Annotated in this window: 13 protein-coding genes; 7 read left to right on the plus strand and 6 right to left on the minus strand. The window is 63.1% G+C overall.

The genetic code is table 11. From position 1 onward, the window contains the following. Nucleotides 1–61: 61 nt before the first annotated feature. Nucleotides 62–1,378, minus strand: a complete 1,317-nt coding sequence (locus C4K40_RS05250; RefSeq protein WP_022642440.1) for a nucleotide sugar dehydrogenase — start codon at nucleotides 1,376–1,378, stop codon at nucleotides 62–64. Nucleotides 1,379–2,189: 811 nt separating this feature from the next. Beyond that, nucleotides 2,190–2,969 carry a peroxide stress protein YaaA gene (yaaA, locus tag C4K40_RS05255; RefSeq protein WP_053134276.1) on the minus strand — a complete coding sequence of 260 codons (780 nt, stop codon included), beginning with the start codon at nucleotides 2,967–2,969 and terminating at the stop codon, nucleotides 2,190–2,192. Between the two features lie 274 nt (nucleotides 2,970–3,243). Here yaaA and C4K40_RS05260 point away from each other — a divergent pair, with 274 nt between their 5' ends. The 3 genes from C4K40_RS05260 to C4K40_RS05270 all read left to right on the plus strand — a co-directional run bounded on the left by C4K40_RS05260 (nucleotide 3,244) and on the right by C4K40_RS05270 (nucleotide 7,142). Continuing rightward, on the plus strand, nucleotides 3,244–4,368 hold the full coding sequence (locus C4K40_RS05260) for a polysaccharide deacetylase family protein (RefSeq protein WP_022642442.1): 1,125 nt from the start codon (nucleotides 3,244–3,246) through the stop codon (nucleotides 4,366–4,368). 357 nt (nucleotides 4,369–4,725) lie between these two features. Then, nucleotides 4,726–6,120, plus strand: coding sequence for a PhoH family protein (locus tag C4K40_RS05265; protein WP_022642443.1), 1,395 nt, complete (start codon nucleotides 4,726–4,728; stop codon nucleotides 6,118–6,120). 104 nt (nucleotides 6,121–6,224) lie between these two features. Next, entirely contained in the window at nucleotides 6,225–7,142 is a 918-nt protein-coding gene (locus C4K40_RS05270) for a LysR family transcriptional regulator (protein ID WP_053134279.1), read from the plus strand. Between the two features lie 6 nt (nucleotides 7,143–7,148). Here the strand turns inward: C4K40_RS05270 and C4K40_RS05275 are convergent, their stop codons facing one another. Further along, on the minus strand, nucleotides 7,149–7,595 hold the full coding sequence (locus C4K40_RS05275) for a DMT family transporter (protein ID WP_022642445.1): 447 nt from the start codon (nucleotides 7,593–7,595) through the stop codon (nucleotides 7,149–7,151). 188 nt (nucleotides 7,596–7,783) lie between these two features. Between C4K40_RS05275 and moaC the strand changes: the two genes are divergently transcribed. The 4 genes from moaC to C4K40_RS05295 all read left to right on the plus strand — a co-directional run bounded on the left by moaC (nucleotide 7,784) and on the right by C4K40_RS05295 (nucleotide 9,940). Beyond that, a complete protein-coding gene (gene moaC / locus C4K40_RS05280) occupies nucleotides 7,784–8,257 on the plus strand; it encodes a cyclic pyranopterin monophosphate synthase MoaC (RefSeq protein ID WP_022642446.1) in 474 nt (157 codons plus the stop codon). After that, a complete protein-coding gene (locus tag C4K40_RS05285; RefSeq protein ID WP_022642447.1) occupies nucleotides 8,254–8,496 on the plus strand; it encodes a MoaD/ThiS family protein in 243 nt (80 codons plus the stop codon). Before moaC ends, C4K40_RS05285 begins: the two co-directional genes overlap by 4 nt. 1 nt (nucleotide 8,497) lies before the next feature. After that, nucleotides 8,498–8,950, plus strand: coding sequence for a molybdopterin synthase catalytic subunit MoaE (gene moaE / locus C4K40_RS05290; RefSeq protein ID WP_022642448.1), 453 nt, complete (start codon nucleotides 8,498–8,500; stop codon nucleotides 8,948–8,950). Between the two features lie 213 nt (nucleotides 8,951–9,163). Continuing rightward, nucleotides 9,164–9,940, plus strand: a complete 777-nt coding sequence (locus tag C4K40_RS05295; RefSeq protein WP_053134282.1) for an ABC transporter substrate-binding protein — start codon at nucleotides 9,164–9,166, stop codon at nucleotides 9,938–9,940. Nucleotides 9,941–9,992: 52 nt separating this feature from the next. On the opposite strand, the gene C4K40_RS05300 is transcribed toward C4K40_RS05295, so the two are convergent. From C4K40_RS05300 to C4K40_RS05310, 3 genes are all read right to left on the minus strand, one after another. Then, complete coding sequence (locus C4K40_RS05300) at nucleotides 9,993–10,622, minus strand: transcriptional regulator (RefSeq protein WP_022642450.1); 630 nt, start codon at nucleotides 10,620–10,622, stop codon at nucleotides 9,993–9,995. 85 nt (nucleotides 10,623–10,707) lie between these two features. Beyond that, the gene (locus C4K40_RS05305) at nucleotides 10,708–11,835 is read right to left on the minus strand and encodes an FAD-binding oxidoreductase (RefSeq protein WP_053134285.1); all 1,128 of its coding nucleotides are present in this window, start codon (nucleotides 11,833–11,835) and stop codon (nucleotides 10,708–10,710) included. A 34-nt stretch (nucleotides 11,836–11,869) separates the two neighbouring features. Then, nucleotides 11,870–12,823: an ornithine cyclodeaminase family protein gene (locus C4K40_RS05310; RefSeq protein WP_053134288.1), complete on the minus strand. Its 954-nt coding sequence runs from the start codon at nucleotides 12,821–12,823 to the stop codon at nucleotides 11,870–11,872. Nucleotides 12,824–12,942: the final 119 nt, after the last annotated feature.

Below are 12,942 nucleotides of genomic sequence, written 5' to 3' on the forward strand. Positions count from 1 at the left end.
CGGCAAGCTGCAAGCGCGGTGCTCTCACTTGCAGCTTGAAGCTCGGAGCTTGCCGCTGCCGTTACCAGCAAATGCCTTCGGTACGGCCCTGGGCGCAGGTCGACTTGGACATGAAGCCCACCAGGTCGATGACCTGCTTGCCGTGGGGGACGTCCTCGACCAGGGTGCGGAACTTCTCGTCACGGTTGCCCAGGATGATCACGTCGGAATGGTCGATCACCGCGTCGAAGTCCGAGTTGAGCAGGGACGAGACATGGGGGATCTTCGATTCGATGTAGTCCTTGTTGGCGCCGTGAACCCTGGCGTACTCGACGTTGCTGTCGTAGATGCGCAGGTCGAAGCCCTTGCCGATGAGCATTTCCGCCAACTCCACCAGCGGGCTTTCCCGCAGGTCGTCGGTGCCGGCCTTGAAGCTCAAGCCGAGCAGGGCGACCTTGCGCTTGTCGTGGCTGGAAACGATGTCGAAGGCGTTCTGCACCTGGGATTCGTTGCTGCGCATCAGCGAGTTGAGCAGTGGCGCCTGCACGTCCAGGGCGCCGGCGCGGTAGGTCAGGGCGCGCACATCCTTGGGCAGGCAGGAGCCGCCGAAGGCGAAGCCCGGGCGCATGTAGTACTGGGACAGGTTGAGGGTCTTGTCCTGGCAGACCACGTTCATCACTTCGCGGCCATCGACGCCCACCGCCTTGGCGATGTTGCCGATCTCGTTGGCGAAGGTGACCTTGGTCGCGTGCCAGACGTTGCAGGTGTACTTGATCATCTCGGCGACTTCGATGTCCTTGCGGATGATCGGCGCGTCGAGTTCTTCGTAGAGCGCTTGCAGCACATCGCCGGAGGCCTGGTCGAGCTGGCCGATGACGGTCATGGGCGGGAAGTCGTAGTCCTTGATCGCGGTGCTCTCGCGCAGGAACTCGGGGTTGACCGCGACGCCGAAGTCGACGCCGGCCTTCTTGCCCGAGCAGTCTTCGAGGATCGGGATCACCACGTTCTTCACCGTGCCCGGCAAGACGGTGCTGCGCACCACCACGGTATGGCGGGTGGTCTTGTCGCGCAGGACGAAACCGATTTCGCGGCATACCGATTCGATGTAGTCCAGTTCCAGGTCGCCGTTCTTCTTGCTCGGGGTACCGACGCAGATCATCGACAGCTCGGTATCGCGGATGGCTTCGGCGAAGTTGGTGGTGCCGCGCAGGCGGGCCGTGCGGATTCCCTGTTCCAGAAGTTCACCCAGACCCGGTTCGACGATCGGTGACTTGCCGGCGTTGATCAGGTCGATCTTGTCTTTGGAGATATCTACGCCAACCACTTCATGGCCCCGAGCGGAGAGGCAACCGGCACAGACTGCACCGACGTAACCCAAACCAAATATGCTGATGCGCATCGCATTTACCTCTGTGTTATTCACGCCATTAGATGGCCGGAGTTAATGTTTGCCAGCTGTAGTTGTGCACTGGGAAGTACGGCGAAAAATGCCGTAATATCCTGTGCAGGCAGACTAAGTTCCGAGTGACTTAATAAATGCACTCAAGTTGTGCGCAACCGGTCCTTGTTGTTTCGATTTGCCCTTGAATGTTGCCGGCGGCTCCTGCTGCAGGACTCCCGAAAAACCACCCGCGTTCCGGTGGGTGGCTGGATGCCACGTGATTCGTGCTCTCCAATTGCTTGCTGGGAGGCCTTGAAGGCCAGCTGTTCCTTGGCTTGTTAGGGGATAGTTGGGACTGTTATCTCCTGTTGTTATTCCGTTAGTTCAAGTTGTCGTTATGCTGCTGTAAGCGGTTTTGTAACTTTCTTAGTTTTCAGGGTGTCCGTGTAAGTCATCTCGTACAGCGTCGTTGAGAATCGTTACCGGTGGTATGAGCAGTCTCTGGAGGCATAGTTCCTGCCCGCTCATCCTGTTTTCTGAAATTTCCTGAAATATCGAGAAAGATGGCACTGCTCGCAATTTGATAGCACTAAGGGTTTGGCCCTTTAGTTCTGGGGAGTTAAAGCGGTGGGATATTTTTGTGCCACTACCGAATAAAAAAAGTGGTGCCACTACTGAAAAAAATCACTCTTGTCGAGTGAAAGAAAAGTCATGGAAATAGATGAAAGTTTTATGACGCCAAAAAAATGACTTGGTGGGATGGAAAGAATGTGCAGGTGCTCACATTCTGGCGCGCTCGCCATGAAAACGAGCGCGGCAGGGGAACGCGTTATTCCGGTGCGTGGTCGCGCAGGAATACCAGGTTGTCGGACTTGGATTGTTCGGCGCTGAAACGATAGCCCTGGACGTCGAACTGCTTGAGCTGGGCCGGGTCGTTGATGCGCTCCTGGATCACGAAGCGGCTCATCAGGCCCCGGGCCTTCTTGGCGTAGAAGCTGATGATCTTGTACTGGCCGTTCTTCAGGTCCTTGAACTCGGTGTTGATGATCCGCGCCTTGAGAGCCGTACGCTTGACCGCCGAGAAGTACTCGTTGGATGCCAGGTTGAGCAGCAGGTCGTCGCCTTGCTCGGCCAGGGCTTCGTTGAGCCATTCGCTGATGCGAGTGCCCCAGAACGCATACAGGTCCTTGCCCCGGGCGTTGGCCAGCTTGGTGCCCATTTCCAGGCGATAGGGCTGCATCAGGTCCAGGGGGCGCAGCAGGCCATAGAGGCCGGAGAGCATGCGCAGGTGCTGCTGGGCGTAGTCGAAATCCGCCTCGCCAAGGGTCTGGGCATCGAGCCCGGTATAGACATCGCCCTTGAATGCCAGCAGGGCCTGCTTGGCGTTGGCGGGGGTGAAGGCCGGGGTCCAGCTGCCGAAGCGCGCGGCGTTGAGGCCGCCGATCTTGTCGGATACGTGCATCAGCTCGCTGATCTGCGCCGGGGTCAGTTCCCGCAATTGCTGGATCAGCTCCTGGGAGTGGTCGAGGTACTGCGGCTGGGTAAAGCGCTGGGTTACCGGCGGGGTCTCGTAGTCGAGGGTCTTGGCGGGTGAAATCACCATCAGCATGGGGCGTCTCCTTTAAGCGTCGGGGGATTCTAGGGGCTCGGGCCGCCGGACTCCACCTATCGAGGCAATAGCTGACGCATGGTGGCTTCGGGGCTGTGGCGATGGCGGGTGGATGTGGCGAGCGAGGTGGCCCCACTACAGATCCGTCAGTAATACCGCGACTCGCCGGGAGCGCTGCGCTCCAGCGGGAGCAAGCTCCCGCGCCACAGGGATGCCTTGGCAGCCTGGCAGATCGGCTATAGTGCCGCGCGGGTTCTGTTCTGGAGGTTTCCCCTTGCGTATCGCGTTGTTCTTCTCGGCCTGGTTATTCAGCTTCGGTGCGCTGGCGGCGCCCAATGATGTGGCGACCCTGGACCGCAGCACCTGGCCGGAAAAACTCGACAGCCCGACCCTGTTCGACGTCGCCTCGCGGGCCGAGATCCTTGGTTTCGCCCGGGCCTTGCTGGTCAGCGAAGCCTGGGACGAAGCGTCCCTGAAGCAGCGCCTGGGCTTGCGGGTGATCAACATGGAAGCCATCGGCAGCCTGCGCGAGCAACTGTGGAAGCGCCTTTTGGAGAACTACGACTTCGCCCAGCAGAGCTGCGACCAGGATGCGTCCTTCTGTTTTCTGGTGGAGAACATGCAGCAACTGCGCAAGCAGGCCGGCAAGTTCCAGCTGGGCGAGGACTCCTATTACGCCCGTTGGGGTGAGCCGAGCCGGACCTTCCATGAGCGCTACCTGGACGAGTTGCTGCGCAAGGCCGCCCTGACCCCGCAGACCAGCAGCGAGGTCTTGCGCCTGGGCGACTACGAGCGCAATGGCGACGAACTCCACGACCGGATGTTCCTCCTGACCTTCGATAGCGCCGCCAACCTGGCGCCGGACAACACCGCCTGGCTCACCGAATACCTGCGCAAGTCCAACCTCAACGGCACCTTCTTCGTCCTGGGCAACGATATCCAGGGCCGTCTCGACAAGGCTTCGGTCGCTAGCCTGCAAGCGCTGTATTCGCAGCAGTGCGTCGGGGTCCAGGGCTGGGAATTCCGTTCCCATAGCCACTGGCAGGATTGGCAGTACTCGATCCAGCGCAGTGCCGACCTGGTCAAGGGCAAACTGCCGGAAAACTACGTGCCGCTGTTCCGCCCGCCCATGGGCCAGCGCCGGGCCGATGCCCAGGGCTTCTTCAATGCCCAGGGCATGCAGGTCGCGTTGTGGGACATCGATGCCCAGGACGGCCCGGGCAAGCTCAAGGCCGAAGACAGCCGCCAGCGGGTACTGACCCTGATGCTGTTGTGGCGCCGTGGGGTGATTGCCTTCAATGCCAAGCAGGATGGGGTCAAGGCCAGCCTGCCCTGGTTGCTGGAACAGACCGCGCAAAGCGGGATCGGCTGGGAAGACTGCCAGGATGCGTTTCGTTGAAAAACGCCAAATGCCCGTAAATACGGGACAAGGGCAGGAAAACCAGGGGAAAAGGGCAAATCCGCAAGGGATTTCGAGGCAGGCGGACTTCCGACTTTAGCGGCGCCCGGGCCGCTCGCCAAGGGCTATTCGTCACTCTGAAAAATAAACATCAAAAAAGCTTCAAAGTGCTTTTTCCTGTCACGCTTTTTGGAGTATTACGGACTCAGACCGCCGAAACCTGCAACACAGGTGGCGTCTCCCAAGACTCCTTGTGTGCGGCTCACCTCCAACCCGGATGGGTGGATTTCGGTGGTCCTTCGAGGCGCGATACCCGATGGTATGGCGTCGACTGGCTCCCACATAAGGTGACCGAGTATGGATGACCGCGGACGCAGCCCTTCCTCCAACCAGCCAATCCTTTACGTACTCGATACCAATGTATTGATTCACGATCCCAACGCCCTGCTGAATTTCGAAGAACACCATGTCGTGATCCCGATGACCGTCCTGGAGGAGCTGGACAAGCTCAAGAGCGGGCATCACAGCGTGGCCGCCGAGTGCCGCCAGGCGATTCGGCTGATCGACAAGACCCTGGGCGAGGCCTCGCCCGAGGATGTCGAGCTGGGAGTGCCGATCCAGCGTGGCAAGGGTGATCCAAAGGGCTTGCTGTCGATCCTGATGAGCAAGCGCAACGAGCCCAACAGCCTGCTGCCGGACAACCTCAACGACAACATCATCATCAACCAGTTGGTCGACCTGCACGCGCGCAACAAGGACTTGTCCGTGGTGCTCGTGACCAAGGACATCAACATGCGCCTCAAGGCGCGGGCCTGCGGGATCGCCGCCGAGGACTACAGCACCGACCAGCTGGTGGACGACGTGGAGCTGTTGCCCAACGGCTTCCACAACATGAGCGGTTCGTTCTGGGACCGGGTGAGCAAGGTCGAGACCCGCCAGGATCACGGCCGTACCTGGCACCAGGTGCCGTTGAACGACGAGCTGCCGGTGGTGCACATCAATGAGTTCATCATCGACGAGCAGGGCTTCGTCGGCTGGGTCAAGGAAATCCGCGATGGTGTGATGCTGATCCTCGACCTGCACCAGGAGCCCCTGCTGCACCAGGAGGCCTGGGGCCTGAAGCCGCGTGATATCTACCAGGCCCTGGCCTTGTACGCGCTGCTCGATCCGGACATCCACCTGGTCAACCTGTCCGGCGCCGCCGGCTCCGGCAAGACCATCCTGGCCCTGGCCGCCGCGATCGAGCAGACCATGGTCAGCAAGCGCTACCGGCGCATCATCGCCACCCGCAGCGTGCAGGGTCTGGACCAGGAAATCGGCTTCCTGCCGGGCACCGAGGCGGAGAAGATGGAGCCCTGGCTCGGCGCGATCACCGACAACCTCGAGGCCCTGCACATGGATGACGAGAGCACCCATGGCAGCGTCGACTACATCCTCAGCAAGGTGCCGTTGCAGTTCAAATCCCTGAACTACATTCGCGGTCGCAGTTTCCAGCAGAGCCTGATCCTGATCGACGAATGCCAGAACCTCACCCCGCACCAGATGAAGACCATCATCACCCGTGCCGGCGCCGGTTCCAAAGTAGTGTGCCTGGGCAACCTGGCGCAGATCGATACCCCTTACCTGTCGGCCACCAGCTCCGGGCTGACCTACCTCACCGAACGCTTCAAGGACTTCCCCAACGGCGTGCACATCACCCTGCAAGGGGTGCCGCGCTCGATCCTGGCCGAATACGCCGAAAGCCACCTGTAGTTCCCTCCCACACCTGCCACGGGCGGCCCTCGGGCCGCCCGTTTTGCATTCGCCTGCGGGGCCTGGGGTATCCTGCGTTCCCGCCGTGAACCTGGAACGCCCGGATGGCCACTGTTTCCCTGCGTAATATCGACCTGAACCTGTTGGTGGTGCTCGATGCACTGCTGACGGAGAAGCACGTGACCCGCACCGGCGAGCGCCTGCACCTGAGCCAGCCGGCCATCAGCCACTCCCTGGGCAAGTTGCGCTCGCTCCTGGACGACCCGCTGCTGATCCGCCAGGGCAACGATGTGTTGCTCAGCCCACTGGCCCGCAGTCTGCAAGCGCCGCTCAAGGAAATCCTCAGCCAGATCGAGACCCTGCTGGGCAAGTCCATCGACTTCGACCCGGCCGCTTCCCAGCGCATCTTCCACCTGGCGATGTCCGACTACGGCGCGGCGATCGTGCTGCCCCGGTTGCTGGTGCGCCTGCGCCAGGAGGCTCCGCTGATGCGGGTGGTGGTGACCCAGGGCAGCCGCCACGAGATGTTCGAGCAAGTGGTGCAGGGCAAGCTGGACCTGGCCCTGGGGGTGTTTCCCGACCTGTCGGAGGAGGTGGTCAAGGAGGTGCTGTTCGAGGAGACCTTCAGCTGCCTGCTGGATCGCACGACCCTGGGCCCCGATGGCATCCTGGACCTGGCGCAGTACCTGGCCCGGCCGCATTTGCAGGTGTCGATGGATGGCTGTTTCAACGGCGAAGTCGATCATCGCCTGCGGGATAAGGGTTTGCAGCGCCAGATCGTGGTCAGCGTGCCCCATTGGGGCACGGCACCGGGGATGATCCGTGGCACCGACCTGATCCTCACGGTGGCCAGTCGTACCCTGGATGAGCTGGCGCTGGAGGATGGCCTGGTGCGCCTGGCGCCGCCGATGCAGGTGCCGGCGTTCAATTTCGTCCAGGTCTGGCATGGGCGCTCCCGTGACGACCCGGCCCATGCCTGGTTGCGCGAGCAGATCCGCCTGGCCAGCGTGGCCGGCCCCTGAGAGGCGTCAGCCGCGGACGGTGATCACGAAACCGCCGATCACCACCAGCACGCCGAAGAGCTTCTGCAGGCTGATGTCCTTTTGCGGCAGGCCCACCAGGCCGAAGTAATCGATGATCAGCGAGATCAGTAGTTGGCCGATGATCACCGCCATGATGAAGTTGAGCGCTCCCAGGCGTGGCGCCATCAGCAGCGCCACGGTGATGTAGAGCACTCCGGCCAGGCCCCCGAGCCATATCCACCAGGGCCCCTGGGCGGCGGCCAGCAGGTTGGGCCGAGGCACCTTGATGAACAGCAGCAGCACGCCCAGGGCCAGCAGGCTCACCAGCAGCGAGATGCCGGTGGCCCAGAGTGGATGCCCCAGCAGGCTGCCCAGCCGGGCGTTGGTTCCGGCCTGCAGGGGCACGGCGAAACCGGCGAGCAGGCTGAGCAGGATCGGGATGAGCAAGGCCATGAAGAAGTTCCTGTGTGTCGTTGCCTGACCTTGTACGCGGATGCCGGCAGCGGCTCCAATTCGCTGTTCTGATGCGGGCCATTCGTCGGGTCGATTCCGGGCCGCAGGGCCCTGGCGGCGGCAGATTGTCCCGTGCGGAAAACTGACCTGCGGGTTTACAATCGCCCCACCTGATCAGGAGTAACGCCGTGCTGACTCATCTCGATTCCCAAGGGCGCGCCAATATGGTCGACGTCACCGACAAGGCCGTGACGTTTCGCGAAGCGACGGCCGAAGCCCGGGTGCGCATGCTCCCGCAAACCTTGCAGATGATCGTCAGCGGCGGTCATCCCAAGGGCGATGTGTTCGCCGTGGCGCGGATCGCCGGGATCCAGGCGGCGAAGAAGACCAGCGACCTGATTCCCCTGTGCCATCCGTTGATGCTCACCAGCGTCAAGGTCGAACTGCGCGCCGAAGGCGAGGACAGCGTGCACATCGTGGCGCGCTGCAAGCTCTCGGGGCAGACCGGGGTGGAGATGGAAGCGCTGACCGCCGCCAGCGTCGCCGCGCTGACGATCTACGACATGTGCAAGGCGGTGGACCGGGGCATGACCATCGAGGGCGTGCGAGTGCTGGAAAAACTCGGCGGCAAGAGCGGCCACTACCAGGCGGAGCCGGCATGAAGATCAAGGTGAAGTTTTTCGCCCGCTATCGCGAGGCCATCGGTCTGGACGAGACCCAGGTCGACGGCGAGTTCCGTACCGTCGAGGATGTGCGCCAGCACCTGCTACAGGGCGTGGGCGCCCCGGTGCTGGGGGAGCTGAACCTGATGTGCGCGCGCAACGAGGAGTTGTGCCAGTTGGCCGAACCCCTGGCCGACGGCGACGAAGTGGCGTTCTTCCCCACCGTGACCGGAGGCTGACATGGGCATTCGGGTACAGGACGCGGCATTCGATCCCGGCGCCGAACTCAATGCCATGCACGCGGCCAATGTCGGCGTCGGCGCGGTGGTGGGGTTCGTCGGCTACGTGCGTGATTTCAACGATGGCCAGGATGTCCACGGGATGTTCCTCGAGCACTATCCGGGCATGACCGAGAAGGCCCTGGCCAAGATTGCCGAGGAGGCCGGGCAGCGCTGGCCGTTGCTCAAGCTGGAGATCCTGCACCGCATCGGCGCCCTGGCCCCGGGTGAGCCGATCGTCTTCGTCGCCGCCGCCAGCGCCCATCGCCAGGCGGCCTTCGACGCGTGTGCCTTCGTGATGGATTACCTCAAGACCCGGGCGCCGTTCTGGAAGAAGGAGCAGACCGCCGATGGCCCGCGCTGGGTCGAAGGCCGGCACAGTGACCAGGCCGCCGCCGAGCGCTGGGAAGACTGATCCACCACAGGCCCTGGCGCATTCCTGCGCCTTGTGCAAAACCTGCCAAGCCGCGCGTCTGTTCCTGGTGATCACCAGGTGCAGGCTTTATCGTGCCCCGTTGACGATATATACATTAAAGTCCAGTATGGATTTCAAAGTACAAAACAGCTCCGCCGTTCCACCTCTTCTTTCTGTCTTGCCAAACCAACAACAATTCGCGAGAGAACGAACATGAAAAAACTCCCCCTCATCAGTGGCCTGGTCCTGGGCCTGTTGGCGTGCACCCAGCTCTCGGCCGCCGAGAAGACCCTGCGCTTCGGGATCGAGGCCGCTTATCCACCCTTTGCCTTCAAGACCGCCGAAGGCAAGATCGCTGGCTTCGACTACGACATCGGCAATGCCCTGTGCGCGCAGATGCAGGTCAAGTGCGAGTGGACCGAGGTCGAGTTCGATGGGCTGATTCCGTCGCTGAAGGTGAAGAAGATCGATGCCGCGCTGTCGTCCATGACCATCACCGCCGAGCGCCGCAAGTCGGTGGATTTCACCCACAGGTACTACTTCACCTCGTCGCGCCTGGTGATGAAGAAAGGCGCCGTGGTGGACGACCAGTACCAGAGCCTCAAGGGCAAGACCATCGGTGTGCAGCGTTCCACCACCACCGACCGCTACGCCACCGAGGTCCTGGAACCCAAGGGCATCAAGGTGACGCGCTACAGCAATAACGAAGAGATCTACATGGACCTGGCGGCGGGGCGCCTGGATGCGATCTTCGCCGACACCATCCCGCTGGAGGATTTCCTGTCGATGCCCCGCGGCGCCGACTATGCCTTCGTCGGCCCGGAGCTCAAGGATCCGAAGTACGTCGGCGAGGGCGCCGGGATCGCCGTGCGCAAGGGGAACGAGCAACTGGTGGGCGAACTGGACAAGGCCATCGCCGGCATCCGCGCCAACGGCGAGTACCAGAAGATCCAGGCCAAGTACTTCAAGTCGGATATCTACGGCGACTGATGCCGCAGGCGTTTGCGAGCGATCGCTCCCAGGGGCGATCGCTCGCCGAGGATCACTGCTCCTTGAGTTCCTTGAGGTGCTTGTACACCGTCGCCCGGCCCATGTTCAGCACGTTGGCCACATAGTTGGCAGCGCTCTTGCCCTTGAATGCGCCTTCGGCGTGCAGCGCCAGCACCAGTTCGCGCTTGTGGTCGCGGGTCAGCAGGTTCAGCCCCAACTGCCGCTCGCGCAGCCAGTTGTGCAGGAAGGTGTTGATCCGCTCCTGCCAGTCATCGCGAAACAGTGAGTCTGGCTGTGGGATCAGCTTGCTGGGGGAGAGGAACAGGTCCAGCGCGGCCTTGGCATTCTCGAACAGCGAGATGTTCAGGTTGATGCACAGCACCGCCAACGGCTGGCCCTTGGCGTCGCGCAGCACGGTGCTCAGGCTGCGGATCTTCTGGCCGTCCCAGTTGAGTTTTTCGTAGGGGCCGATGTTCCGTTCATCGCTGTCGCCGCTGAGCATGTCTTCCAGGGCCGCGTCGTCACCCACTTCACGCTTGGACAGATTGTTGGCGATGTAGTCGACCTTCTGCGTGCGCAAGTCGTGGAGCACCACTTCGGCGTGGGGGAAGAACAGGGTGGCAATGGCGTCGGCGATCGCCCGGAAATTGTCCAGGGCAGGGTCCTTTGCGGGTGTGGTCATGGGTGTACTCCTGGCGGCTTCAGCGCCCGCCGTTGGCGGGCGCTGGGAGTGTGCCGCAATCGTCCGGGCGCGTCATCCCGAGGTATCAGCCCAGGCGGGCGGGGGACAGCATGGCGGCGTCCAGACTGAAGGCCGCCAGTGCCTCCGGCAGGGCGCCGTCGCGTACCAGGGCGGCGCTGGCCTGGCCCATGGCCGGTGAGGTCTGGATGCCGTAGCCGCCTTGGCCCGCCACCCAGAACAGCCCGGGCACTTGCGGATCGAACCCGGCCAGCAGGTCGCCATCGCTGACGAAGCTGCGCAGGCCGGCCCAGGTCCGGGTCGGGCGGCGGATGCTCAAGGTCGTGGCTTCCTCGATCCGGTGGATGCCCAGGGCGATGTCCAGTTCTTCCGGCTGCACATCGTGGGGCGGCACCGGGTCGGCGTTGGCCGGGGAGCCGAGGAACATGCCGGCATCGGGTTTCATGTAGAAGGATTCGTCGAGGCTGACCAGCATCGGCCAGTGCTGGCAGTCCGGGTCTTGCGGGCCGGCGAAGATGAACGCGGCGCGGCGCTTGGGTTGCAGGCCCAGGGGCCGGGCGCCGGCGAGCACGCCGACCTGGTCGGCCCAGGCGCCGGCGGCGTTGATCAGCACCGGGGCGCTGAACGTCTGGCCGCTGGTGCGTACCAGCCAGTGGCCCTGGGCATCGCGCTCCAGCCCCAGGACTTCGCAATCGATATGCAATTGGCCCTGGTTGCGGCGGATGCCGCGCAGGTAGCCCTGGTGCAGGGCATCGGTGTCGATGTCGCTGGCAGTCGGGTCGTAGAGGGCGCCGTGGACCTTGTCGCGGCGCAGGATCGGCAGACGGGCGCAAGCTTCGTCGGCGTCGAGCAGTTGCATCTGCGGCACGCTGGCCTTGGCGCTCAGGTACTGGCGCTGCAACTCGTCGGGGTCGTTGTCGAAGTCCACGGTCATCTCGCCTCGTGGGCTCAGCAGCGGATGCTCGCAGAAGCCTTCGGGCGGCTGGTCGAAGAACGTCCGGCTGGCCAGGGTCAGCGCGCGGACCTGGGGCGTGCCGTAGGCGGCGGTGTAGAGGGCGGCGGAGCGGCCGGTGGAGTGGTAGCCCGGATGGGATTCGCGTTCCAGCACCAGCACCCGGCCATGGCGCGACAGCCAGTAACCGGTGGAAGCCCCGGCAATACCGCCGCCAATTATGATGAAGTCTGCTTCGGTCATTCGAAACTCCGCAAAGGATTCAGGTAACTGGTGCTCATTGCTGGCGGCGCAAGTGGTACAGGGCGTTGGCTAGGGCGATATCTTCCAGGCCCAGGCCGATGGAGCGGAAGAACATGTGGCGTTCGCCGCTGGGCATCCGGGCCTGGTCGCTGAGCAACTCCGGCAGGTCGCCGAGAATTGCCCCGCTGTCCCAGCCGTGCTGTTGGCTGGCGATCAGCATGTCGCCGGCCGCGCCGGGGGTGGTGCGCCGGTAGTCACAGTACACCTGCATGTCCTGCAGGGCAGCGGGCGGCACCTCATGGGCTTGTGGCGCATTGGTGCTGATGGAGGTGATCAGCGCGGGCCGCTTTAGCTGGCGCGGATCGATCACTGGCCCGGCGGACGAGGTGCAGAGCAGGATCACCTCGGCTTGCTCCAGGGCCGCCTCGCGCTGGTCGACGAGCACCAGGCGCGGGTCGAGGGCCTGCAGGCGCGCGCGCTCCGCTGCGGACCGCCGGGCCAGGCTCGGGGAGTACAGGCGGATGTCCTGCCAGGGGCGCAGGTCCTTGATGTAGTGCAGGTGGGCCTGGGCCACCGGGCCACTGCCGATGATCGTCAGGCGCTGGACGCCGGGGCCGGCCAGGGCATCGACGGCGACGGCGGTGGTGGCGGCGGTGCGAGCGGTGGTCAGTTCCCCGGCATCGCACAGCAACAGCGGTTGGCCGTGGTCCATGGACATCAGCAGCGTCCAGGCGGTGACCAGCGGGCCTTGGGTACGCACGATGTAGGGGGAAGTCTTGACCCCGTAGACCCGATCTTCGGCCAGCACGCCCTGGAAGTTGATGAAGTCCCCGGCGCCCTGGGGGAATTCCACCAGCTGTTGCGGTGGTTGCACGGCCAGCCCGGCGGCCAGGTCACGGAACAGCTTGCGCAGGATCCGGGGCACGTCGAGTTGCTCGAGCAACTGGCGGGCCTGGGGCTGGGCAATCACGAATGGCGTGCTGGACATGGAAGTACTCCGTTTTTATAAACTTATTTGTCCATTATGGACTTTTAGTTTATATGGGCAATATCCAGGCGAAAAAAAACGCAGCCCCAGGGCTGCGTCTTTGCTTGGCCGGGTCCGTT

It is taken from the genome of Pseudomonas sp. CMR5c, assembly GCF_003850545.1.
GTDB classification, from domain to species: Bacteria; Pseudomonadota; Gammaproteobacteria; order Pseudomonadales; family Pseudomonadaceae; genus Aquipseudomonas; species Aquipseudomonas piscis.

Excerpts from the sequence above, each read along its gene's own strand:
- C4K40_RS05250 (WP_022642440.1), bottom strand. The coding sequence starts at position 1,378 with ATGCGCATCAGCATATTTGGTTTGGGTTACGTCGGTGCAGTCTGTGCC.
- yaaA (WP_053134276.1), bottom strand. The coding sequence starts at position 2,969 with ATGCTGATGGTGATTTCACCCGCCAAGACCCTCGACTACGAGACCCCG.
- C4K40_RS05265 (WP_022642443.1), top strand. The coding sequence starts at position 4,726 with ATGGATGACCGCGGACGCAGCCCTTCCTCCAACCAGCCAATCCTTTAC.
- C4K40_RS05270 (WP_053134279.1), top strand. The coding sequence starts at position 6,225 with ATGGCCACTGTTTCCCTGCGTAATATCGACCTGAACCTGTTGGTGGTG.
- C4K40_RS05275 (WP_022642445.1), bottom strand. The coding sequence starts at position 7,595 with ATGGCCTTGCTCATCCCGATCCTGCTCAGCCTGCTCGCCGGTTTCGCC.
- C4K40_RS05285 (WP_022642447.1), top strand. The coding sequence starts at position 8,254 with ATGAAGATCAAGGTGAAGTTTTTCGCCCGCTATCGCGAGGCCATCGGT.
- moaE (WP_022642448.1), top strand. The coding sequence starts at position 8,498 with ATGGGCATTCGGGTACAGGACGCGGCATTCGATCCCGGCGCCGAACTC.
- C4K40_RS05295 (WP_053134282.1), top strand. The coding sequence starts at position 9,164 with ATGAAAAAACTCCCCCTCATCAGTGGCCTGGTCCTGGGCCTGTTGGCG.
- C4K40_RS05300 (WP_022642450.1), bottom strand. The coding sequence starts at position 10,622 with ATGACCACACCCGCAAAGGACCCTGCCCTGGACAATTTCCGGGCGATC.
- C4K40_RS05305 (WP_053134285.1), bottom strand. The coding sequence starts at position 11,835 with ATGACCGAAGCAGACTTCATCATAATTGGCGGCGGTATTGCCGGGGCT.
- C4K40_RS05310 (WP_053134288.1), bottom strand. The coding sequence starts at position 12,823 with ATGTCCAGCACGCCATTCGTGATTGCCCAGCCCCAGGCCCGCCAGTTG.